Here is a 25,463-nt window from a genome sequence, read left to right on the forward strand (position 1 = left end):
ATAAGTTTGCTCTAAGTAGATTTAAAACGATTCGCACTAAAGGGATCAGGATTGGTAATTAGCTCATCTCCAGTCATCATTTCAGCAAGCAGTCGTCCAGTAACGGGGCCTAGAGTAAGGCCATGGTGCGCATGGCCAAATGCAAACCAAAGATCACGATGACGAGAAGCCTGCCCTATCACTGGCAACATATCAGGTGTGCAAGGTCGGCATCCCATCCAGGGGAGCTCCTCCAAACGTTTTGTGATAGGAAAAAGCGTGCGCGCAATAGGCTCAACTGAGTTAAGTTGTACCGGAGTCTTTCGCGAATCACGCCGGGCAAATTCAGCGCCTGTAGTGAGACGAATTCCACGTGACATAGGTGCCATGACGTAACCATTCTCAATATCGAGTACTGGATGAGTAAGCCTGGCATCTGGCCTCATATCATAATGCATATGGTAACCGCGCTTGACAGCAAGTGGAAAACGATAACCAAGGCGAGATGTCAAAACGTCTGCCCACGGTCCTAAAGTAATCACTGCAGAATTAGCCCTAATCTTCCCCTCCTCTGTTTTAAGTGTCCATCCATTGGATAACGTATTTGCATTACCAAAGAAAAAACGACCACCAAGACCTTCAAAATGTTTCGCATAAGCCCTGACCAATGCTCCGGGATCACTAACAGATTCTGCTTCAGTGTATCGCAGGGCACCTAAAAGTGAGGTATCAAGATCTGGCTCGATCTGACGCAATGAGATAGTATCCAAGGACTCAAATTTAATGCCATACTCAACCTGACACTTCTCAGCAAACTGCATTTCAATATCTTGCTTTTTTGCTGTTCTAAAAACTTTGAGCCACCCGCCTTGCCGTAGTAAATGACTAACCCCTGCTGCCTGGGCCATTAGATGATGTTCACTTACACTATGTTCGATCAGGGTTGCATAGGAGCGAGCGATCTCAGCATGACGTAACGGATGTGAATTAGACCAGTATTTCCACAAAAAAGGCACAAGTCTCAGAATTGATTTCGGGTGATACCTGACTTCAGGCGAGCGATTGAATGCATATTTGATAAGAGAACCAATCTCTCGTGGGAATGCATAAGGATAGACACCTTCACGTTGAATTAATCCAGCATTGCCAAATGAAGTCTCGCTTCCCGGTAGTTTTAAATCAATGAGAGCTACCGAACGTCCACGCATTTGCAGATGTGTTGCCACCGATACACCAATGATACCGCCACCAAGCACAAAGGTATCAAATCTCATCACGCTACCTCTATTCATATTTCATCCGTAAATATCAATCATCTATTAAACACAATTGTTTATCTACAATTAATTGTACTTATACATACTACACTCGGAGTTGCGTATGCCGGAATGGAAGTCTTAGGATTCGAAGCTACAACAACGTATACAAAGGTAAGAATAAAGCGAGTCATACTCTTGTACTTAAAGCACAAAAAGGGAAGCGTGATATTAACTAATGAAATATATTGAAGGAGATCAATTAAAAAATATCTTTTCTAGCCTTTCATTTCAGAAAAAAATTCAAGTTCTTATCGAACTAACACAGCAAGTACAATTTTTGCATGACAATGATTATTTACATTTGGATATATGGCCAGAAAATATCCTATTTGACGGCCAAGCGATACTTCATGATTATGGATGCAGTGCTAAATTATTGAATGGCACATTTGTAAGTAAATTAAAGGGATCACATATCCCCCAGAAATTATTGAGTCTCATAAAATGCTCACCCCATGTATTTATGGGAAATTTTCAGATACCTATGCACTTGGGATGACTTTTTATGAATTACTTTATGAAGATTACTATGACTATACATTAGATAAGACACTTGACGATTTTATGAAACGCTATACTGCTTATTATAAGTCGGTAATAGAGCTCTTAAATTCAAAAGAAGATTTATTAGCAGGATTAATAATCAAAATGATTACTCCTAGTATTAATCAACGAATATTGACTAGGGATATTTTATCCTGTTTGGCTCTAATAAAAGAAAAACTTAGCCCTGAATTAAATACAACTTATTCTGTTACTTATTAAATTAAAATCTAAGCAGGCGACTGGGCCATCAAATTAACAAGTCCACCCCACATCGGATACTCACTTAATAGTTTTTTTGACTTGCATAAATCATCAGGGACTTGTTCTCGCTTTGTCCGTGTTGACGCCAATGTAATGAGCTTTAGTTCCTTGCTCAATTTTTAAACTCTGATGAATCATCCTATTGAATTTTGTCGAAAAGCTTCCCTCGTTAATAAATGCTTAATATTTAATCTATATAATTGCGCCCCTCACTTATTGTCAATATTAAATACAATCATTTTTGCAGTTAAGAGATTTATATGAAAAGAAAATTCGACACATGCGCCAATAATCAGGGAACAGAAGCGGAAACCTATATAAACTATGTCAAACTAAACAAAACAGTAATTTTGGTTAGAAATTGGATTAAACATAAAAATATACTTATCAGTACACCTTGTAATGAAAAATTTCATTCTGTTTATTCAATCGCAAAATTAGTTGATAATAAAAACCCCCTACCTCTTATGATGCCCGGGGTATATTTCGATGCTAACTATTGTTCTACTAATTATGAAAGCTGGGAAGAACTTTATCTAAAAGATGATATATTTATTTCACTAGAAAATTTACACCATAGTCATCCTCAAGCCTTTTCATTAGAAACGGTTTTTTTGTCAAATAAATATAATGGTTTTTTACGAACAAATCTGCGTTACGATGATATCCAGCTAACGACAATGAGTAAGTACGATCAAGAACGCTTCCTCATTCAGTTAAAAAAACGGTATCCATCTTACTATAAAGACTATTTAGATGCTCAACCTTCTATAAATGCTTTATTAGCAATAAATAAACATAAGTTGGATTATATATTAAATACCGTTGAAACAATGTTGGTATTGAGTTGTCATAAAGGTGGTTTGCGAACCACTAGTCTACCTGATAGTTTAACCGACCTTTTAAGTGCATATGGTTACCAGTTATTAATTCAAATCTTATCAGAAAATTTAAGTGAAAATGAAAGACGAGGATTAAAAAATTTGTGGGCCAAGAATATCCACAACCAATCAGAAAAAAGCGTCCAAGATTTGATTGATTCGGCATTGAGTGGATCTTGTACGACAACTTTAGGTTTATATTGGCTAGGACTTATCAGGGGGGTTCGACAAAATTTCTCGTTTACCTTCAATGAGGTTTTTTTAGATCAAATATATGACAACTTTGTTGCAAATAATCCCATGGAGTCAGCAAAGATATCAAAAGCATTATTTATGGCATGCATTAAAGAGAATATGCGATATATTGCTACGGAAATGTTAAATCCAGTCGATGAGCAACGCGTTTCTGTTACTACTATGTTTTAATCGAAGACATTAAAGAAATAATTCTGAAAATAGGGTTAAATTACAGCAACGAAGAAAAATATCGACGATGCTTCTATTCAACCCTACTCAGGTCATGCTAAGCCTTCCAAGCTCTTTTTTCATTCATTCTATAAATTGCTCTAGACGCTTTTGATAGCTGATGGGACACTGCCTTACTCTTTTCTAAAGCCCAATTCTATGGGTAATTTTACAAATGTTTAAATAAATATCATACTGATGATATTTTGCGCAAATCATGATTTAAAAAATGATACCTCCTCTAATAAGGAAAATTTATGGGTCAACCCGTTATAGATAAGCGACAATTGCAAGTCCTTAATATAATCCTGGCTAAATGGCCATCACTTTACTATACGTTAAATAAATACAGCGAAGGAGCTCTCTTATGAATAAAAATGATAAACAAAAGGATCATCCTGAGATCACAGATATTAAACATATTTGTGATATTTCGCCCGATACAAAAGATACAGAGGGTGTTTGTGAAAAAGTTAGTCATCATGATAGATCTAATAAAAAAACAAGCAATAAGAACCCGAAAAAAAATAAAACTTAAGTGATCCATAAAATTTTCATTTAGTGGAAATTGAGTATTTGTAGATTTTTCTGCAATTAAAGAATGATATTATCCCATGCTCCATAAGATGAACGAATGATTCCGCGAGGAAGTGATAGGATAAATAGTAATCCCCCACAAACTATGCTGGCGATGGTTGCCAGAATTGTTGCTGTATAAATAAAAGGGGTGATTAATAAAGCCACAGCACAAAACAAATTTAGCACGCGTAGTACACGAACTGTTTCAGCTAATGCAGTTATAGTAATTGTTATTACTAGTGAACCAATCAGATGATCAGCATTCGCCATAGAGCCTTCAGTGCCTAAAGTGATGCGAGTGAACATTAGCCATAACCCAATGAGTAAACAAAGTATTAAGTTCCAAGGAAGGGTTATACCGCCACTTAACATGTCTCTTATGACTATTCGCGGTGGCTGTTCAAAGGGATATGCTTCTTCTTTTGTGACTTTAGTTATTTCATCACTGTCCCCAACAAATAAAATCCGTAATAATGGTCTGCCAGCTTTCCATCTTCGCCAAAGAAAGACACTTGTGGCAATTAATTCATCAAAGGAGTATGGCACTTGAATTAACATGGCAATAGCGGCTATCAGACATAAAGTACACCAGGTATTTAAAAGAATTGGCTGAATTATTATAAAGGTAATAGAGACAACCCCAAGAGGTACAATCATAATACCAAACAACAACACCAACCAGGGCATTGTTCGCCAACGATTTGAACCTCCAATGATACCCGTTAGTATCTCCAAAATGTAAACTGCGGCACCAAGCCCTGCATCTGGAACCGGAAAAGCTTTAGATACGGAAGACGTAATAATTTCTTCCGTACCATTTTTTGCGTCTGGCAAATGACCAATAAAAAAAGGGTCCCATACATGCTCGATATGGCCTAGTTGGTAGGCTGCCATATAGCGCGAAATATAAAAACCTACGAATGCCAAGATGATAATAGGTAATCGTTGAACCCAGCTAGAGGGTGAATAATCCCATCCCAATGGAATGGTTGGCCCCTCTAAAGCATTAGGTGCCACTCCTATGTCAGGTCGGACAAGTACGGAAAAACCAATAACAAGTGAGCCAATAAGAGTATCATTTAAATAAGCGGCCGCGGTTGGAGCCCAAAAAATAAGTGGAGAAAATAATACCCACAAACCTATTATCGCACACCCCCAGCGAGCCATTGCTAAACGCCATGATAAGCTTAGCAATGCCAGGAAAATTAAGACAGTACCACTGAGGATATCACTCCACATAAGAGAATAAGATACGTAACCTAAAGTTACTGGAGAAGTTATAAGCCAAAAACCAAAGGCAATATTTAAAAAATGAGCCCATAGATTTTGTTGATGTTGTTTACGAAAATTAGATTCGTAACGCAAGCGAATCTGCTCGGGATTATTTTCCTCAACTGCAACCATCCAGTCAGGCTTGGTTAACCCATTTTCTTCGTACCAACTTTCAGGATCAACCTTAAGCGCTTCAACCATTTTAGGTAGGGTTTCTTCGATTGTATGTTTAGGCTCCCAACGAAGTATTTTCCTTGCTTTAGAAACATCTAATGCATAATGATCAGAAGCAAGATCAATCATGAAAGGACGAACAAAGTTTTTTTCTCCCTGATCAAAATCATCGGGTATCAGCGGTTCTGCTTGATTCTCCAGCCAAGCCCCAGCTTTGGCAATGGGAGGGGGAACAGCATATAAAGCCAAGCTTTCGCTATGAATTAATTGAGTTATATGGCGTTGTAATTTTTCATAGCTGATGGTTTTCGGTTCTCCTGCAAGGATAATTTCTTCTTCGGCCAACTTGTTACGATACAAAAGTGCTTTTTTAAAAATCCTTATTAAATCCTCATGATGAATAAACGGCTGGCCTGCCTTGACATTACCAGCGTATAAATGACTTTTCATATCACGTTCATAGGTTCGTGCTATTTGATTAGCAAGTGTTGGTACACAGGTAACATCATCATATAGTCCTGCGAGGCGCAAGATAAGATAAGGAATTTTTCCATGATGACTAGCAATTATTTCTTCAGCCTTAGCTTTGGATTTTGGGTATACCCATTTGGGTCCAAGTAAATGGTCCTCATTAATGGTTTCTCCGACAGAACATGGCTTATGCACTAGAATAGTGCTTGAATAGATAAATCGATCTACTTCAAAATCTTGCAATCCCATCAGTAGGTTTTTTGTCCCATCTACATTGACAGATTTATATAGTGGAGATTCATCACCTGTAAAATCAAAATAAGCTGCAAGATGGATTACCGCTGCAATTTTACTACCATATTTTTCTTTAAATAATTTAAGTGCCAAGACGACAGAATTCTCTGAAGTGATATCACAGGGAATTTCGCAAGTATCTTTCTCTTTATCGAATCCAATAACCTTGTAAGTGTTTTTTAAGGCACGAGTTAGAGCTCGTCCTATCTTTCCAGCTGAACCTGTTATAATAACAATTGGTTTATTAGCTCCTTTAACCATATCAAAATCCCTTTAAATTTCCAGATAGTTAATTCTATAAATTATAGATAGTTTTTGAATGTATGGTTATTTGAAGAAATGGGAGTTGAGCAATTTATCAGGAAGATAAAATGCGGAATCCACCACAAAGCAGAGGTTATCTGGGCTATATCTTGTCGCAACCCCACCTTAGATGAGTGATAACATCACTGGTTTTAAATCAGACCGATTATGAAATGAGTCAGTAAAAATAAGACCGGCTCTTACTCCAGTCTATCCTAAATCGATTTGATCTTTTCTTGTCCTCGTTTAATCCATTTGGAATTCTTAGTTTATGATGTAGGTCGTGGGGTAGACGGAATCAAATTTGGTTCTTGGTCATCTGCTCTTGTGCAAATGAATAGCTTTTAAGATTATCTGGAATGAAATCTTAGTCTCTTTTCATCAATTTCGCATATACTCTACATTATGACTTCTACTTATCCTGATAGCTTAGCATGGGCACATCCTCTTGTTCGTGACTGGTTTGTTAAGCAATTTTTTTCTGCAACTGAACCCCAAGAACAAGGTTGGCCAAAAATCTTGGCAGGCAACACTACTTTAATTTCTGCACCAACAGGTTCAGGCAAAACGTTTGCTGCCTTTCTCGTATGCATTGATCATTTAGTGCGGCAATCTATTGCCAAAAAATTAACTAACCAGACTCAAGTTTTATATGTTTCTCCATTAAAAGCATTAACCAATGATATTCAAAAAAATCTTATCGGCCCTTTAACTGAAATTATGAAACTAGGTAAAGAGCAAGGTTATGAGATGGAAGAAATACAGATTGCGGTACGAACAGGCGATACACTTTCTCGTGAAAGACAAGCCATGTTAAAAAAACCACCGCATATTTTAGTAACCACACCTGAATCACTTTATTTACTACTTACTGCTGAGAAAAGTCGCGCTATTCTTAAAGATGTTGGCACAGTTATCGTAGATGAAATTCATGCACTTGCAAATAATAAACGGGGTACTCATTTATCATTATCCCTTGAACGATTAGAGGCTATCACTTTACAACCACCTGTTCGTATTGGTCTATCGGCAACACAAAAACCGATTGAAATAGTTGCCAATTTTCTGGCAGGAAGTAATCGTCCCCAACCTGTGATTATTAATATTGGACATATTCGTCATTTAGAACTTAATATCGAAGTTCCATCTAGCGAATTAGCACCTGTCGCCTCCAATGAACTGTGGGATGAAATTTATGAACGGCTTGCGGCATTGGCTCGGCAAAATCGCTCAACTCTAGTATTCGTCAACACGAGAAGATTAGCTGAACGAGTTGCTCATCATTTGGCAGAGCGACTAGGAAAAGACTTAGTAGCTGCCCATCATGGAAGTTTATCGCGTAAGCTTCGTCTGGCCGCTGAAACAAAATTAAAAAATGGTGAACTCAGAGCTCTTGTGGCAACAGCTTCTCTAGAATTAGGAATTGACATCGGGACCGTTGACCTGGTATGTCAGCTTGGTTCTCCGCGTTCAATTTCTGTTGCATTGCAGCGTATTGGACGAGCGGGTCATTGGCATGGAGCAATTTCAAAAGGAAAGATTTTTGCCACAACTCGCAACGAATTGTTGGAGTGTGCCGCCTTAGTTCATGCCATACACACAAAAGATTTAGACAAACTTGTCATCCCAGAAGTTCCCTTAGATATTTTGGCACAGCAAATTGTTGCAACTTGTGCTACTGATGATTGGCATGAAGAGGCGCTATTTGAGCTTATTAAGAAAAGTTTTCCTTATAAAAACCTCCGACGTGAAGAGTTCGACACAATTTTAGAGATGCTTTCTGAAGGCATTGCAGGTTCTCGTGGACGCTATGGTGCTTATCTTTTTCGTGATCGTGTTAATGGTATTGTTAAAGCGCGACGCGGTAGTCGACTAACCGCTATTACGAGTGGTGGTGCTATTCCTGAAAATGGTTTATTCACAGTAATCGCAGAACCTAACAATGTGATGGTCGGGACATTAGATGAGGATTTTGCCGTTGAAAGTAATCGCGGCGATATCATTCTCCTCGGTAATACGTCCTGGAAAATCAGGCGAATTGAAAGTTCAAAAGGCAAAGTATTAGTTGAAGATGCTCATGGAGCCCCACCTAGTGTTCCATTTTGGCGCGGTGAAGCACCATCAAGAACCGATGAGCTCTCTTTACAGGTCTCTGATTTGCGAAAAAAAATAAACGCGATGCTGCCACCAACCCTGTCTCCTACCAAAGAAATTCAAAAACAGCCTGATACAACAATGGCAATAGACTGGTTAAAAGAACACTGTGGGGTCAATGATGCTGGTGCAGAGCAATTGATCGAATATATTTTGGAAGGACGCATCGTTTTAGGTGCAGTACCCACTCAAGAAACTGTTATTGCCGAACGCTTTTTCGATGAGTCAGGAGGCATGCAACTTATTATTCACTCTCCATTTGGTGCACGTATTAACAAAGCCTGGGGATTGGCTTTAAGAAAACGGTTTTGCCGTTCTTTTAATTTTGAATTACAAGCGGCAGCAACAGATGATGGGATCAATATCTCACTTGCCGAACAGCATAGTTTCCCCTTGGCGGATGTTTTCCATTTTTTACATCCTAATACCATTCGTGATGTAATAACCCAAGCAGTTTTACAATCACCGCTTTTTACAACACGTTGGCGGTGGACCGCGACAAGAGCATTAGCTTTGGTACGGTTTCGTAATGGCAGAAAAGTCCCTCCTAATATACTTCGCATGCTTTCAGATGATCTCTTAGCCGCAGTATTTCCCGATGCAGCTGCCTGCCAGGATAATTTGGCGGGTCAAGATATAGAGCTTCCAGAACATCCTTTAATCATTGAAACGATGAAGGATGCTCTTACAGAGGCACTTGATATTGAAGGTTTTACAAATCTTCTCCAAGGCATTGTTACAGGAGCGATTCAATGCCTCGCTGTAGACGCACCAGTTCCTTCTGTTTTTTCTCATGAAATTTTAAATGCCAATCCTTACGCTTTTCTCGATGATGCACCATTAGAAGAAAGAAGAGCTCGCGCTGTCGAGATGCGCCGCATTTTGCCAGAGTCAGTGTTACGTGAGGTTGGAGAACTCGATCAAACTGCAATATTCGAAGTCCAGAAACAAGCTTGGCCCGATATACGAAATGCCGATGAGTTACACGATATTTTACAAAGTTTGATAGCCCTCCCCGCAGACATTCATTTTAGTGATGAACAAAAAATATTCCCGGCATGGCAAACCTTTTTTGAGCAATTGATAGCGAATGGCCGAGCAGGAAAAGCATCCGTTGAAAATAAACAATTTTGGCTCGCAACAGAAAAAAAGAAAACCTTTACCAAAATTTTTCCTGAAGCAACTTTTCTCACTCCATTAGTCGATATTAAGGAGAAAGAATTAAAACGCGAGAAAGCCATCATCCTTATGGTTCAAGGATGGTTACAACAACTAGGTCCTGTTAATTCTCACGAATTAGCTAATGCATTCTCCTTGAATCCAACAGAAATAGAACAAGCAATACTCCATCTCGAATCCACAGGCGCAATTTTACGAGGAAAATTTAGAACAACCCCTTCTAATCAGCTTGAATGGTGTGATAGACGACTTTTAGCCAGGATTCATCGTTTAACTGTTGGCAAATTGCGACAAGAAATAGAACCTGTTACAGCCGCTCAATTCATGCGCTGGTTAGTTAATTGGCAACATCTAATGCCCAATACGCAATTGAGGGGCGAGCATGGTTTGTTAGAAACTATACGGCAATTACAAAGTTATGAAATTCCGGCTAATGCCTGGGAAAAACAAATTTTTGCCAAACGCGTGAAAGATTATAGTCCCGACATGCTAGATCGCTTATGTTTAACAGGAGTAATTGGCTGGGGACGCCTATCCCCCCACCCAGCCCTTGCTCAAGAAGCGGCAGACTCTTTAAAGTATAAACGCATCATTCCAACGAGTGTTGCCCCTATTACTTTTTTCATTCGTGAAGATTCCGACTGGATGATGAGAGCCTCCCATTTAGAGGATGAGATACCCTCCTTAAGTCATGTTGCACAAAATATCTATTCTTACCTAAAAGAAAATGGCGCTTCTTTTTTTATCGATATTGTGTATGGGGTAAATCATCTAAAAGCAGAGGTTGAAACAGCGTTGTGGGAGTTAGTTTCTGCAGGATTAATCACTGCCGATGGCTTTGACAATTTACGTACTTTAATCGACCCTCATCGTCGCTCTGGAAGACGAAGCCGCAGTATTTTTAGACACGCCTCTGGAAGATGGTCTTTATTAAATACGACAAAAAGAGAAGTCACCAAAGAAAAACAGATTGAAGCAACCTGTTGGGTTTTGCTTCAACGATATGGAGTTTGTTTTCGTGAATTGCTAGCAAGAGAAAAAATTATTCCAACTTGGCGAGAGTTATTAATCGCTTTTCGTCGCTTGGAAGACCGAGGAGAAATAAGAGGTGGCCGCTTCGTCGATGGTTTTCTGGGGGAACAATTTGCCTTACCTTATGCAGTCGACTCTCTTCGTGCCATAAAAAAGAAATTGCCTGATGAAATAAGCGTTAGTATTGCAGCAGTAGATCCTTTAAACCTGGTTGGCCTAGTATTGCCAGGGGAACGTATCCCGGCTCTCTCAGGAAAAAAGTTAGTTTTGCGAGACGGGGTTGTCCATTCTGAAGAAGTTTATAACACCAGTTCATAATTTACTCCCCGAAAGACAGCAGGGTCCATCACTTCAGCCCACCATAAATGGATGCCGCGGGAAATCGTGATTAACAAGAGTACTACCTCGTTTATAAAAACTAATGAAAGCTTATCTTTTACAGTAACTATTTTTTCCAGCAGTTTAAATTGCTACTATAGCTCTCTTCGTCATCACCACTTAGCATTATGCAACAGGATTCATCAGCACTCACTGTAAGCCAACTTAATCGCCAAATCCGTTTCTGGCTAGAAAATGAAGTTGGTGAGATAGTGGTCATGGGCGAGTTATCTAATTTAAGTAAACCTTATTCAGGCCATTTCTACTTTACTTTAAAAGATGCGACAGCTCAGTTGCGATGTGTTTATTTTCGTAACCATCATTCCGCAGAAAGTAAAAATTTCAAAGATGGACAACAAGTCCTAGCAAAAGGGAAATTAAGCCTTTATGAAGCTAGAGGCGATTATCAACTGATTGTACATTCATTAAGCGAAGCAGGCTTAGGGGAACTTTATCGGCAATTTGAAGAATTGAAAGCCAAACTCCAAGCTCAAGGATTATTTGCAGCAGAAAAAAAGAAAAGAATCCCTCGTTTTTCATCCCTCATCGGCGTGATTACTTCAGCAAATGGTGCTGCACTACAAGATATCCTGATTACTTTGGCCAGACGTTATCCCTTGGCTTCGGTAAAAGTGTATGCAAGTGAAGTACAAGGCAAAGAGGCACCACAGCAACTGATTAAAGCGCTTCACAAAGCGAATAGGGATAATCAAGCCGAGGTCATAATTCTAGCCAGAGGAGGCGGTAGCATTGAGGATTTATGGGCTTTTAATAATGAACAATTGGCTATGGCGATAAGCGAAAGCAAAATACCAATTGTGACCGGAATTGGCCACGAAACTGATTTTACTATCGCAGATTTTGTTGCCGATTTAAGAGCCGCTACACCGACTGCTGCTGCCGAAGCAGTCACACCAAATCAAGTTGAATTAGCTGCTGCATTACAAACATTCGAACGGCGCATAATTTCCTTAATTAGCCGCTTTACACAGCACAAACAACTTTTACTATCCCATCGGATGGCTAAAATTTTGTCGCCGCAACAATTGATTGCCAAGCATTGGCAATCAGTTGATTTTTTAGAGCGGCAGCTTTACCAATCCATGTATGGTTTGGTCAGCAAAAGAAATAATCACCTCAACTTATTACTCACCAAATTACATGCCCAAAACCCGAATGCTTTGCTGCAGCAATCACGAAGTCAAATTCTTTCTCTTGAACAACATTTAACCCAACATATCAAAACTAAATTAAATGGATTAAAACAGCGTTTTACAGCGAAGCTGGCTACATTGCATGCCGTCAGCCCCTTAGCTACACTGGAAAGAGGATATGCGATAGCAACACTTAATAAAAAAATTATCTTTAGTACTTCACAAGTAAAAAAAAGTGATATCGTAAATGTACGCCTGGCACAAGGAACCTTAAGTTGCGAAGTAATTGAAAAGGAATAAATGATGAAGGATTATTTCATATCTAAAAGACTTGGGTATCAATCTTTACTAACTGCTGCACTGCTCTTTTTAGTAGCACATAGCTTATTTGCCAATACACTGCCTGAAAATCATTCAGTCAATGGTGGTGTTACTATTATTCCAATTGATATCAAACAAAAGCCTGAGGTTTATTTCGAGAACAAAAAAATCGCAGTTATCCCCAGTTCAAAACCTAATCAATGGTTACTTCTTGTTGGGATACCCTTGGATAAACAACAGTCCATTCAAAACCTTGTTATGACAAAGCCTTATCGCATGTCTATTCCGTTTCATGTCACCGATAAATATTATGCAACGCAATATTTAACCATTAAAGACGAGCGTCTTGCTAACCCCTACGCTGAAGACAAAATACGCATCGATCAAGAAAACAAAGAAATGACAGCTATATATTCGCAATTTACGCCTAATAATCCCTTTATCGAAGGTTTTAAAGCACCTGCACACGGCCCTATTACAAGTCTTTTTGGCTTAAAGCGATTCTATAATAATCTACCCTGGCCCCCTCACTCTGGTTTAGATATTGGCGCACCTCAAGATACCCCAGTTCATGTCATTGCGAAAGGAAATGTAGTCAGCACAAAAGAATATTTTTTCACGGGCAATACTGTAATAGTGGATCATGGCATGGGCGTGTTTTCTCTTTATGCACATTTAAAACGCATCGATGTCAAAGTTGGCGATCATTTGCAACAAGGTGCATCAGTAGGTACAGTTGGAATGACCGGCCGAGCAACTGGTCCTCATTTGCATTGGTCAATGGTCATGAATCAAACACTGGTCGATCCACTTCTTTTTGTACCTTTACGAGTAATTACTGCAGTACCTGCAACTAACAAAATAGTTCAGAAAACCACACAACCTACATCGAATTTAAATCAGTGATGCCTATTAAAAGGAATTTATATGCTTGAGGAAATTAATAACAGTTTGTCCGTCATCATTCAACAAACTCGGGCAAACACGAATATCCTTATTATTATTTTGTGCATACCGTGGCTAGTATATTTCCTTAATCTTTTTTTTAACAATAGATTGCTTTATTTAGGTATTATTCCAAGACGACTTTATGGATTGAGCGGTATCCTATTTTCTCCACTGCTGCATGCAAATTTCAATCATCTTTTTTTTAACTCAATCCCACTACTGGTATTAAGTAATTTTATTTTGATCAATGGATTGACATACTTTTTATATGTGACTGTGTTTATTACTATCCTTAGTGGTTTTTTAATCTGGTGTTTTGCCAAACCAGGAATTCATATCGGAGCCAGTGCTTTGATTACAGGATATTGGGGATTGTTGGTCAGTGATATCTTACAACAAGGTACCGTTACCGCAATTATCTTAGGAATTATAAGCCTCTATTATTTTGCCGGGATTTTTTTAGGAATCTTCCCTGGGAAAAAAGGAGTGTCTTGGGAGGGGCATTTATTTGGTCTGATAGCAGGTTTTGCTACCAGTTATATTGTGAGTTACCTTGGCTTAACCTAGTAGAGGGCATTATTCAAAGTAATTACCTATCAACCTTTTAGAGTTCAAATTTTGAACCGAGCCGTTTTTCTCTTGCATTATGATAAACCGTTTGCGCAATACCAATATCTTGAATTGCAAGGCCTACAGATTTAAAAACGGTCATCCGTTTTTTGTAATAATCTGTGTTTTTTTGAATCATATCCCCTAATTCTTTAAGTCTGGTTTTCGTCAATGCTTTATTCTCAATGGCATGAATAATTTCGCCTGCTTCTTTAAGTACAGCTCTTTTCTCATCGACGATAACCAAAGCTTTTTTTAAAACATCATTAGCAATCTCTCGCATTTCTTTGGTATGAGAGCCTATGGCGTTAATATGAATTGAAGGATTAATATCGCTTAAGTGAATAAGTGGTTCTGTACTGCCTGTTGCAGTACAAATAATATCTGCCTCTTTTACTGCAGCTTTCACATCTCTGTAAGTTTTTACATCAAAGTGATCGCGTATAGCCTCAGCAAATGAATCGGCATTTTTCTTATTTCGTGACCAAATCGATACGCGGCGAATATCTCGTACCGCAGCAACAGCTTCAAGTTGTGTCACAGCCTGGACACCCGAACCAATAATTGCTAAATGCTGTGCATCCTCTCTTGCAAGATATTTCGTTGCTAAACCTGAGACGGCTCCAGTTCTAAGGGCTGTCAGATAAGTTCCTTCCATAATGGCTTCTATTTGTCCTGTTTTAGCGTCTAAAAGCAGAATGGTTCCAAAAATATTAGGGAGATCTTTCTTGGCATTATTAGGAAAAATAGAAACAACTTTTAGCCCCAAAGCTTCTTGTGCTGGTATATAGGCAGGCATCGTCAAGGTCAACGCGTTTTCCTTTTCTATGGGAATAGGCGTTCTAAGCGGCATGACAACTTCATGTTTAGCTAACTGTATAAAAGCAGTTTCCATTGTTTCTATGGCTTCTTTCATCGTGATGCATTGCTTAATGTCTTCCAGCTTTAATAAAGTTAAACTCATAATTAAATACTCCAGGGATTTCAAAACACCTACAAAGTTAAGCTTAGAATAATATTCATATAAAGGAGACTTATATTTAGCACAAGGTTTTCACTCACGCGAGCTTTAGGAATATTATTGGTTAAACACTATTGAAAACAGTGCTAGAGGCTACATGATCGAACAGCAAAGAGGCTAAAATTTACTTTTTTCGTCAAATATTGGATACTTTATACTCAGTCTGTAGATTTTCCACATAATTAGCGCTATACTGTACCTCTCCTACTTTTTTACAAAATTGTTTGGCATAAAAATCTGCATCATCACAAACATGAGAATAGACATCATAGGGGGCACCATTTTTAGGTTCATCCTGAGGAGCACCTAAAGTAATGTCTTTAAGATCAATGCCAAATGCTTGTTGTACAATTCCTCTAACGATCCATTGAGTCGTACCCCCTGTTCCTCTCTCAAAGCTGTAATATCGAGATAACATAAATGCGAGCTTTCCTACTCCCTCTAACAATTCCTCAGGGGATAAGTTTTTATTATGAAGGTAATAATTCTGCCATGACCTAAGAGCTTCAGCTCTAGGAGTAACCGCACTTGCTGGGGGTTGGAATTCTGTCTTTACAGCAGCCAGAAGATTGTTAGAATCATAAATTAATGTTAATTTTTCTTCAGGAAGATAAATTTTCTCACCATTCCCCAGGATAACAGGTGATTTTAAACACAACTCTTTAGGATTGCCATCAAGTTTCTTTTGCAAGATCAGTGCATCTGACAGTGATACAAAAGCCGCGTTAGCAATAACACTCTCCAATATACTGTTATCATTTGAATATCCATCCTGATTAATAACTTCTGTTCTTGGGGTGCCAAAACGAGTTTCCTCTGATTCATGTCGTATCCCTGCTATCTTACCTCTTATTAAGGCGGCATACTTTAATACTTTTTCTAGTGGTTCATTTTGTTTTATTTGGGTGCCTATATTTTCTTCTACTGCATTGCAACATAAAGTCCAAAATTCACGTGAAGCTTTGCTTTTGGCATCCTGAGTAAAAAAAGTATAGGTGGTATTTAATCGTGCATCACAGGATTTATCTGTAATAGGCTTGTAGTCCAATATTTGCTCTTGCGTTGTCTTAGTTAACAAACCTAGACTATATAAGTCTTTTAATTGCTTTGTTTTTATTTCTACCACCTCCTTGTCCAAATTAAGCAACCACTTCTTCTGGGAGTCAGTCACTACTTCTGGTAAGTCTTTTAGGAACCTAAATTTTGCCAAAGTATCTTTTTTATTTCGTGATCCTACTTCTTCAGCACTTAGTAGAGTCCCTCTTAAGCTTTCTATTTCTTGGATAATGGATTGCTCCATCCATGCATTTTTTTTACTAATATTAGCGTCTAGATTCTCTTCCGTGTATTGGTTAAGGTTACCGATTTGTTGATTTGAGGCCGATATAATGTCAGTAATCAATTGAGGATGCTCAGAAATTCCATTCGCGATAGCTGTAATATCCTTTTGAAATGCTATAATTTCCCCTTTGAGATTATCTCTTCTCTCTATAAGAATCCTTGCTTCAGGGATAGAATAGTCGAGAGTAAAATCCTTCTCTGTAATTTTAGCTATGGTCTTTTCCAGTTCTTGTACTTTTTTTAGAAGAAGCGGGTATTTTTTGTATATTTTTTCTTCAAGTTCTAAGAGTTTTTGATTGTTCAATAATAATCCAATTTCATCTTCATGAATAAGAGCTTCAAATTCATTGGGCATTTCTTTTTTTTCATATGCCTCTAGAAGCAATTTTGCAATGCTTTGTGGCTCAGCATTATAAAAGGCCGCTTGCACAGATAAAATCTTAACCCCCTTCTCATCGCTCCATGTTTGAATGGAAAGGTCATCCTTATCCTCTATAGAACCATTATAATCATTGCGATTTACTGATAACGGAGCATCCGTCAACAAAAATGAAATTTCTACACCATTCTGGTTACAACTAAATTTTAACTTCATACATCTTGCCCGCATAGCAAAGATTCTTAAAGTATAACCAAATGGTTATATTTTGCACATTTGATCCAAATAAATACCCCACACAGTTCGTTGAGACTAGAATAGGAACTACTTTTTTGTAAAATCTTAAGCAGCAGATTTGATTGACAAAAAAATATTGGAATTATTGGTAGTATTTATCAAGCCAATCGTAGCAGTCTTGTAATATTGTTATTCGTATGCGACAGTTTAAAATTCATAGCCATAAGGAAATATTATGAAAGTTAGAACTATCGCTGAATTTGTTACAGCATTATCTTTGGTTACATTTGTGGCAAACGCCAACTGGGTTTGTAACGTGGCCAACAAGCGCGGCGAACACTGGACTTTTACAGCCCCCACTCAAGAAGGTGCCCAATCAATGGCGAAAAATGCCTGCGATGTTAACAGTATTAATCCTAACAACTGTAATCCTGATTGCTATGATAATGGTGTAGCAGCTGGCCGTTGGCATTGCGTAGTTAGCAACCTGAAGGGACAGAATTGGTCGTTTTTTGCACCAACCCAAGAACAAGCAAATGCTTTAGCTAAGAATGCCTGTGATGTAAATAGCATTAATCCTAATAATTGCAATCCTTCTTGTGTTCCTGAATAATCCATCTCGTTCGGGCGGGTAAGAGCCGCCCCTGCCAGAATCGTCGCAAACTTACAAAAATGTTTTAATTATCTAGAGGTTAGGGCGAAACCCCAAGAATAGAAGCCATGGCTATTTTATAGTATACTAACGCCCCTTGCAGTTTATAGACACACGTTCACTCCATGGCCAAACTTATCCTCAATCTTCCTAAAATTGATAAAAAACAGACATGGGGCCAGTTGTATGGCAGCAGTCTTCCACTAGCAATCGCTGAGTTTTGTCAGCAAAAATCAGGAATTAAACTGTTAATTACCCCTGATAATTTAAGTGCCGGACAGCTTCTGGCGGAATTGCGTTTTTTTTTAAGTGATGAAGAAACTTCACCAGAATTATTGTTTTTCCCAGATTGGGAAACACTGCCTTACGACCAATTCTCCCCTCACCAAGATATTATTTCCGAACGATTGGCAAGCTTAAGCCGCCTACAACAAGCGGCAAACGCCATTGTCATTAGTTCAGTTAATACATTAATGCATCGTTTGTGTCCATCACAATTTTTAAACCATCATGCTTTAATGCTCAAAGAAGGCCAAACACTGAACCTAGAACATTTCAGACATCAGTTGCAGGAAGCAGGCTATTACTGTGTAAACAAGGTATTAGAACATGGAGAGTTTGCCATTCGCGGGGCAATTATCGATATTTATCCCATGGGGAGCACTATCCCTTTTCGCATTGAGTTATTTGATGATGTTATCGATAGTTTGCGTCAATTTGATACTGAGTCACAACGCACAATCACAAAAATTGCCGAGATTCAGCTTTTACCAGCCCGCGAATTTCCATTGAATGAACAAAGTATCACTTTATTTCGTCGTGCGTTTAGAGAACAATTTGCCGGCAACCCTAGTCAATGCCCTGTTTACGAGGCAGTCAGCGAGAACCAGTACCCTTCAGGAATTGAATACTATTTGCCTTTATTTTTTGAACAGACAGCTACCTTTTTTGATTACTTACCCGCAGATGCCAATGTATGTCTCATTGAAAAAGTCTCTGAGCAGGCTGAGCAATTTTGGCAAGAAGTTACAACACGTTATGAGCAGCGAAGTTATGACATTACCCGCCCCATTCTTAAGCCGAATCACTGCTTTCTAACACCTACGGAACTACTCACTTACGCCAATAAATACCAGCAGCTTCGCTGTTACCATCAACCTGTTGAAAAGAAAGGGGCGGTACTTAATTTTAATGTTGATAAAGCTCCTTCCTTACCAATTGAGCGTCAAGCAGAAAACCCGCTTACAAAATTGAGTACCTATTTAGATAATAAGAACAAACGCTTTTTAATGGTTGTTGAAAGCGCTGGAAGACGGGAAGTGCTTCTGGATTTACTGAAACAGGCCACCATAACACCTAAAATCCAGCCCTCTTGGCAAGCCTTTCTCAATGACACCTCTTCGGTCAACATTACTACGGGCCCTCTCATTTATGGTACTGAATTAATTGATCAGCAAATCAGTATTATTGTGGAAGCGCAATTATTTGGTGAGCAAGCTATACCTCAACGTCGTAGCACGCAAAAAACAGTCGATCCTGATTTGATTATTCGCGATTTAGCAGAATTGCGGATAGACACCCCCGTTGTTCACCTACAATTCGGGGTAGGTCGTTATAAAGGACTTAAAACTTTAGACAGTAATGGCACTCTCAATGAGTTTCTTGTATTAGCTTATGCCGGCGATGATAAAATTTATGTCCCAGTGACATCACTTCATTTGATCAGTCGTTACACAGGCATGGATAGTGAACACGCGCCCCTCCATAAATTGGGGACTGATCAGTGGCAAAAAGAAAAGAAAAAAGCAGCTGAAAAAATCCATGATGTCGCTATCCACTTATTAGAAGTTTATGCCAAGCGTGAAGCCAAACCAGGCTATATTTACCAATTTCATCCTAGCGATTACCAACGCTTTGCCAGCGGCTTTCCTTTTGCTGAAACAACGGATCAATTGAAGGCAATTGAACAAATCATTAAAGATATGGAATCGCCCCGTCCAATGGATAGACTGATTTGCGGAGACGTCGGTTTTGGGAAAACTGAAGTTGCCATGCGTGCTGCTTTTATTGCCGTTCAAAATAGCAAACAAGTTTGTATCTTAGTCCCTACTACCTTACTTGCTGCTCAACATTTCGAAACTTTCCGCGACCGTTTTGCCGAGTTTCCCGTGAATATTGAACTACTCTCACGATTTCGTAGTGGCAAAGAATCCGAAAAAGTTATTGAGTCTTTAAAAAGTGGGCAGATTGATATTGTAATTGGAACACACAAACTTTTTTCCAAAGACATTACCTTTAAAAATCTAGGATTACTCATCATTGATGAGGAGCATCGCTTTGGTGTCAAACAAAAAGAACATATCAAATCATTACGTACCCATGTTGATATCTTATCAATGACAGCCACCCCTATTCCCAGGACTCTAAACATGGCTATGGCAGGCATCCGCGATATCTCTCTTATCGCAACTCCTCCTGCAAAAAGATTAGCCATTAAAACATTTTGGCAAGAAAAAAATGACTATATTCTCCGTGAAGCAATGCTGCGGGAAATTTTAAGGGGTGGCCAGGTTTATTTTCTTCACAACAATGTGCAAACCCTTGAACAAGTTAGCCAGGATTTACAAGCTCTGGTACCAGAAGCTAAAGTACGTGGCGCACATGGACAAATGCATGAACGTGAGTTAGAGCGGATTATGTCTGATTTTTATCATCACCGCTTTAATGTGCTGGTCTGCACAACGATTATTGAAACCGGCATCGACATTCCGACAGCCAATACCATTATTATTGATAGAGCTGACAAATTTGGTTTAGCGCAACTCCACCAATTACGTGGCCGCGTGGGGCGTTCGCATCACCAAGCATACGCTTATCTGTTAACTCCTAATGAAAAATTATTAACCCCTGATGCCGTCAAACGTCTTGAGGCCATTGTTTCTCTAGAAGACTTAGGCGCAGGTTTTACACTCGCCACGCACGATTTAGAAATCCGCGGGGCGGGTGAATTATTAGGGGAAGAGCAAAGCGGCAACATGCAAGCAATCGGTTTTAGCCTATTTATGGAAATGCTTGATAAAGCAGTAAGCGACTTAAAAGCCGGGAAAACCCCTGAATTAGCAACTCCTATGCAGCAAGGGCCTGATATTGACTTACGATTAAGCGCAATTATTCCTGAGGATTATATTGCTGATATCCACACACGATTAATTATGTATAAACGGATTGCGAATGCCAAAGATAAACAACAATTGCGTGATCTGCAAATTGAAATGATTGACCGCTTTGGCTTATTACCACAGCCTGCTAAAAATCTTTTGTTAGTCACGGAACTTAAATTGTTGGCAACTAAATTGGGCATTAATAAAATTAACGTAGCCCAGCAAAATGGCAAACTTGAATTTACTGATCAACCCCAAATTGATCCCGCAATATTGATTAATCTCATTCAACTACATGCTAAACGCTATCAAATGGATGGGCCTACTCGCTTGAGGTTTACCCTGGATAGTACTGCAGCAGAAGAACGCATTCATGAAACACAGTCATTATTAATAAAGTTAGCAAATAAAGAAATAGAATGGTGATTAAGACACCATTTGGAATACGACAATCTAAATCATAACGCTCATTAAATGATCTATATATCCAAATTTAAATATGACTTGGGATTTTGTAATTCCTCTGGTACCACTTCTTTGAATTGGCCTTGATAGCGGATAAACTCAAGACGACGCATCAGTGAACCCTGCGCATTAAAATTCGGATTCTTTTTCATCTCCATCTCAAGTTGCTCTAATACAAAACTAATATTAGCCTCTTCTTTCTGCAGACTCTTTATAGAAGCAGACACTATTTGATGGTGATTGCGATTCCAATGACCAGTAAAAAATAAACCTAAAGTTGGAGAAAACCAATTTTGCTTGTTGTAATCAATGAGTATGTCTAAAGCATTTTCATCAAAAGATTTCTCTTCATGCCATAAATGAGTATAACGCTCATAAAGACTCTTCACCTGCTTGGCAGCTTCCACTGTCCCTATATCTGCTAAGAATTGAGACTCTTTAAATGTAAAATCGAATTGCTGTGGCGAAACTAAATATTGGATTAATGTTCTATTGGCTTCTTGCAAATAATTTTTAGGCTGCGACGCTAAAAAATTGCTCATTGAATTGTTATCATCTATCTCATCTAGGTCAGCTAATTTGCTAAGCGCAATATAGATAGCAACCAAATCTTTAGCGCGCTTTTCTGATTTTGATGAAGCATCAATTGCTATTTTTTTCCTAGTGAATGGGCAAACGACCTGATTTTCAGTTAGCACTTCCCCTTCATGTAGTAATGTTTTTTTCTTTTGATCAACGATTGCCGCTTGCTTCAATACCATTGCTTGGCAAAATTGCGGTAAAAAGAGTATGGGGTCATTTGGACCCAATCCTTTCATGATTTCAATGATTGACAGAATATCTTCCAGGAAAGGAAGAAAATCATCATTTAATCTTAATACTACCTCATTTAAAATGACCGGTTGTAACAAACCGATCATAATAATGCTCTGAAATTGAGCACATTTTCGGAATATTGTTTCAATAGGTTGATTACCCATAGTTAACAAAATGGATTTATACTTTTTTTGCAGCTCTGGTAATTCATTCTCTTCTTCTAGCGCAATACTAATTGCTGATACATCAGCTTCATCTCGTGTAATTAACTTGCGAATGTCATCTAATACTTTCTTAAGTCCATTTATTGTGTCCTCTGATATTAAGCGAACTTCAGCATAAGGGTCTTCATAGCTTGCAAGGAGGGGTGTTTCTGGAATTTCAAAAAGCTGAGAATCTATAATATACGTTGCTTTTTCTTTGATTTTTTCTGCGAATTTACGAGTATCGATTTGAGTAAAAAATGGCACAGCAACCCCGTCTGATGGATGAATCACATAGCACTAATGACTCATTTTTTTACAATTTGGGCATTTTAAATAAAATATGAATTTTGATCAATAACTTTTTACTAGTTCCTAGGAACCCCAAGGCCCTTTTGGCCTTTCCCACAATTCATCTTTATCATGCAATTGCTTACTGTAAGCCTTGTCTAAATATACCTTGGTGCCTTCCAGTAAATTAGCAGCTACCCTTCTAAACATCGGATCGGAATCTTTATTAATCATCATTTCTAATGTGTCATAAGCTGTACCGTGTCTGTTATTGACTCGATGAGTTACTCTTGCCATTTTATCAATTATGGCTTCCGTGGAAGGCTGAAAAAATGCAGACCGGCTATTTGCTGCGGCATAAAAATCCTTCATTAGTGCAAAAATAGCCTCGACTGTAGGCTCAGTCAGGCTAGGACTAGGTGTTATGCTCACTGGAGGCAGCGATGCACGTTTAGAAGCAACAACAGGAGTCGCTAAAAACTCTGGCGGTTGATATTCCGAGACAACATCTACCTTAGGATTCACAAGACCATGCCAAATTTTTGCCGCTTGCTCACTTTTATTTGCCATAACCTTCCCAGCAGTTTCCCTAAAGCCGATTAATAAAGTTTCAACCTGGCCACTTAAACCTAAGTTGATAGCCATAGCCTTAATAAGATTTTCATGAGTTGTTTTCCAAAGTTCTATCGCGCCGACATCAGCAACCGTTAACTCTTTGCTCCAATCAATAATATGTTCTGGTTCAAAATCAAAAAAATAGAGTTTATCGCTAATTACCACATTCCTAGCAACGATATTATCACCCATTCCTTTCACAACACTACGATCGCGATCAATTACTCCTGCATCAAGCATCGCGAAAGATAAATTCATAGCCTGACTTAGTAAGGATTTCGACTGTCCCTTAACATCTGACCATTTCGTTGCTAGTTTATTCGGGTAAGCTTCGCGGATAAAGAAGTCCTCTCCTGCAACAATAACTGGCAAAAATCCCGGCGCTTTTCCTTGCAGCTTTAATGAGGCATCAAGATCCTTACGAGCACCCAACCCTTGTTTAAATACAATAGAAGCAGGATGAGTAGGATCTGTATCGGTTGATTTTTTGCTTCCTACTAGAACAGTAATCGCCTCGCCCTCCTTAGCAACCTCAAAATCATAGTAATCACGCATATTGTCAGCGGTTAAATTAGGCACGTCTATTCCCTGTTCTTTATCAACTTACTTGTTGATTTAAATATAGGATAAAAAACAGGCAATAGACTGAAAAACAGGCTCTATGCAGGGAAAAAACTTTTTAAAAAATTTACAGTAAACACTGTTATGATGATGAAAAATAGGGAATAATTAACTAAAAGTCGCGCAAAAATCTGGCTTGCATATATACTATAAACGAGAACAATTTAGTATAAGGTTTATATCATGGACATAAAAAAATACATCTTATCCATTTCAATGGGTACCCTATTACTAAACTCAGTATATGCCACCACCCAGGAAGGCGAGGCAGCTTATAACGAAAAACGTTACGAGAAAGCATTTCTTCTACTCTCTGAAGAAGCTGCCAAAGGGGATGCAAAAGCACAATATCTACTTGGTAAAATGTATTATAACGGAGAAGGAGTCACTTATAATCCTGATAAAACCGAGCAGCTATTATTGGCTTCAGCCAATCAGGGAAATGTCGATGCCCAGGTATTACTAGCTGGATTTTATTGGTATCAAGAGACGCCAGACGGATATAGCAAAGCATTGCAATGGTATGAAAAAGCAGCTGCTCAAAATAACTCCGATGCACAATATGCTCTAGGTTACATGTACGATCATGCAACAGGAGTACCTCAAAATTATGAAACCGCGATGTCATGGTATAAAAAGGCAGCAGAGCAAGGCAATTCTGAAGCCGCCTTATCTATCGGATTTATGTATGATACAGGTACAGGCGTGCCGAAAGATTTAAATGAAGCCATCAAATGGTATCAAAAAGCTGCGAGCATGGATAATCCTGGTGCCTTATATAACCTTGGTCTTTTGCATAAATATGGTGAAGGCGTGTCAAAAGATGAATCTAAAGCCTTCGAATATTTCCAAAAAGCAGCCGATAAAGGACATGCCAAATCCCAGCTTGAAGTAGGCTATTTTTATGACACTGGTAAATCAGGTACAGCAGATTTACAAAAGGCTGCTTATTGGTATCAAAAAAGTGCCGATCAAGGCAATGCCAATGCCCAGTTTAACATAGGTGATATGTACCTTTATGGTGATGGAGTCACCAAAAATTTAGAACAAGCAGTTAGTTGGATACGTAAATCAGCCGAGCAAGGCTATGGTAGAGCACAAAATAAAATGGGTGTTTTTTATCGTGATGGTATAGGAGTAACAGCCAATCCAATTGAGGCTTATGCATGGTTTAGTGTAGCTGTCACTAATGGATTTACTGATTCCAGTAAATCACGGGATGAGCTTGAAAAAACATTAACTCCTGATCAATTACAACAAGCCAAAGACTTGGCTAATAAATATTCTGAGCAGTACAAAACCAAATAACGTGAATTCGACATAAATGGCATAAAAATGCCTT

Annotated in this window: 17 protein-coding genes; 11 read left to right on the forward strand and 6 right to left on the reverse strand. The window is 38.7% G+C overall.

Annotated features, from left to right (window positions below; genetic code table 11):
• Positions 1 to 11: 11 nt before the first annotated feature.
• On the reverse strand, positions 12 to 1,271 hold the full coding sequence (locus tag Lbru_RS07200) for an NAD(P)/FAD-dependent oxidoreductase (protein ID WP_238583844.1): 1,260 nt from the start codon (positions 1,269 to 1,271) through the stop codon (positions 12 to 14).
• Between the two features lie 202 nt (positions 1,272 to 1,473).
• Here Lbru_RS07200 and Lbru_RS18060 point away from each other — a divergent pair, with 202 nt between their 5' ends.
• The 4 genes from Lbru_RS18060 (at position 1,474) to Lbru_RS17160 (ending at position 3,989) form a co-directional block, all read left to right on the forward strand.
• The gene (locus Lbru_RS18060) at positions 1,474 to 1,797 is read left to right on the forward strand and encodes a protein kinase domain-containing protein (protein ID WP_058441514.1); all 324 of its coding nucleotides are present in this window, start codon (positions 1,474 to 1,476) and stop codon (positions 1,795 to 1,797) included.
• A complete protein-coding gene (locus Lbru_RS17330) occupies positions 1,743 to 2,063 on the forward strand; it encodes a hypothetical protein (RefSeq protein ID WP_131793457.1) in 321 nt (106 codons plus the stop codon). Before Lbru_RS18060 ends, Lbru_RS17330 begins: the two co-directional genes overlap by 55 nt.
• Before the next feature lie 302 nt (positions 2,064 to 2,365).
• A complete protein-coding gene (locus Lbru_RS07215) occupies positions 2,366 to 3,412 on the forward strand; it encodes a hypothetical protein (protein WP_058441516.1) in 1,047 nt (348 codons plus the stop codon).
• A gap of 406 nt (positions 3,413 to 3,818) precedes the next feature.
• Entirely contained in the window at positions 3,819 to 3,989 is a 171-nt protein-coding gene (locus Lbru_RS17160) for a hypothetical protein (protein ID WP_157061499.1), read from the forward strand.
• A 56-nt stretch (positions 3,990 to 4,045) separates the two neighbouring features.
• On the opposite strand, the gene Lbru_RS07220 is transcribed toward Lbru_RS17160, so the two are convergent.
• Positions 4,046 to 6,502: a vitamin K epoxide reductase family protein gene (locus Lbru_RS07220; protein ID WP_058441517.1), complete on the reverse strand. Its 2,457-nt coding sequence runs from the start codon at positions 6,500 to 6,502 to the stop codon at positions 4,046 to 4,048.
• A 447-nt stretch (positions 6,503 to 6,949) separates the two neighbouring features.
• On the opposite strand from Lbru_RS07220, the gene Lbru_RS07225 reads away from it, so the two are divergent.
• From Lbru_RS07225 to Lbru_RS07240, 4 genes are all read left to right on the forward strand, one after another.
• Positions 6,950 to 11,227, forward strand: coding sequence for a DEAD/DEAH box helicase (locus Lbru_RS07225; RefSeq protein WP_058441518.1), 4,278 nt, complete (start codon positions 6,950 to 6,952; stop codon positions 11,225 to 11,227).
• A gap of 188 nt (positions 11,228 to 11,415) precedes the next feature.
• Positions 11,416 to 12,741 (forward strand): exodeoxyribonuclease VII large subunit, encoded by a 1,326-nt coding sequence (xseA, locus tag Lbru_RS07230; RefSeq protein ID WP_058441519.1) that lies wholly within the window; start codon positions 11,416 to 11,418, stop codon positions 12,739 to 12,741.
• A complete protein-coding gene (locus Lbru_RS07235) occupies positions 12,742 to 13,668 on the forward strand; it encodes a peptidoglycan DD-metalloendopeptidase family protein (RefSeq protein WP_238583845.1) in 927 nt (308 codons plus the stop codon).
• 21 nt (positions 13,669 to 13,689) lie between these two features.
• On the forward strand, positions 13,690 to 14,277 hold the full coding sequence (locus Lbru_RS07240; RefSeq protein ID WP_058441520.1) for a rhomboid family intramembrane serine protease: 588 nt from the start codon (positions 13,690 to 13,692) through the stop codon (positions 14,275 to 14,277).
• A 37-nt stretch (positions 14,278 to 14,314) separates the two neighbouring features.
• On the opposite strand, the gene Lbru_RS07245 is transcribed toward Lbru_RS07240, so the two are convergent.
• Both Lbru_RS07245 and Lbru_RS07250 read right to left on the reverse strand, forming a co-directional pair.
• Positions 14,315 to 15,283, reverse strand: a complete 969-nt coding sequence (locus Lbru_RS07245) for an ornithine cyclodeaminase family protein (RefSeq protein WP_058441521.1) — start codon at positions 15,281 to 15,283, stop codon at positions 14,315 to 14,317.
• Between the two features lie 193 nt (positions 15,284 to 15,476).
• Positions 15,477 to 17,276: a hypothetical protein gene (locus Lbru_RS07250; RefSeq protein ID WP_058441522.1), complete on the reverse strand. Its 1,800-nt coding sequence runs from the start codon at positions 17,274 to 17,276 to the stop codon at positions 15,477 to 15,479.
• 256 nt (positions 17,277 to 17,532) lie between these two features.
• Here Lbru_RS07250 and Lbru_RS07255 point away from each other — a divergent pair, with 256 nt between their 5' ends.
• Positions 17,533 to 17,910 carry a hypothetical protein gene (locus Lbru_RS07255; RefSeq protein WP_058441523.1) on the forward strand — a complete coding sequence of 126 codons (378 nt, stop codon included), beginning with the start codon at positions 17,533 to 17,535 and terminating at the stop codon, positions 17,908 to 17,910.
• Between the two features lie 164 nt (positions 17,911 to 18,074).
• Positions 18,075 to 21,536, forward strand: coding sequence for a transcription-repair coupling factor (gene mfd, locus Lbru_RS07260; RefSeq protein ID WP_058441524.1), 3,462 nt, complete (start codon positions 18,075 to 18,077; stop codon positions 21,534 to 21,536).
• A 53-nt stretch (positions 21,537 to 21,589) separates the two neighbouring features.
• Here mfd and Lbru_RS07265 read toward each other — a convergent pair whose 3' ends face one another.
• On the reverse strand, positions 21,590 to 22,861 hold the full coding sequence (locus Lbru_RS07265) for a DUF5617 domain-containing protein (RefSeq protein WP_131793456.1): 1,272 nt from the start codon (positions 22,859 to 22,861) through the stop codon (positions 21,590 to 21,592).
• Positions 22,862 to 22,969: 108 nt separating this feature from the next.
• The gene (locus Lbru_RS07270) at positions 22,970 to 24,079 is read right to left on the reverse strand and encodes a hypothetical protein (protein WP_058441526.1); all 1,110 of its coding nucleotides are present in this window, start codon (positions 24,077 to 24,079) and stop codon (positions 22,970 to 22,972) included.
• Between the two features lie 225 nt (positions 24,080 to 24,304).
• Between Lbru_RS07270 and Lbru_RS07275 the strand changes: the two genes are divergently transcribed.
• Complete coding sequence (locus Lbru_RS07275) at positions 24,305 to 25,429, forward strand: SEL1-like repeat protein (RefSeq protein ID WP_058441527.1); 1,125 nt, start codon at positions 24,305 to 24,307, stop codon at positions 25,427 to 25,429.
• Positions 25,430 to 25,463 lie beyond the last annotated feature (34 nt).

The sequence above is a fragment of the Legionella brunensis genome, from assembly GCF_001467025.1.
GTDB lineage: Bacteria > Pseudomonadota > Gammaproteobacteria > Legionellales > Legionellaceae > Tatlockia > Tatlockia brunensis.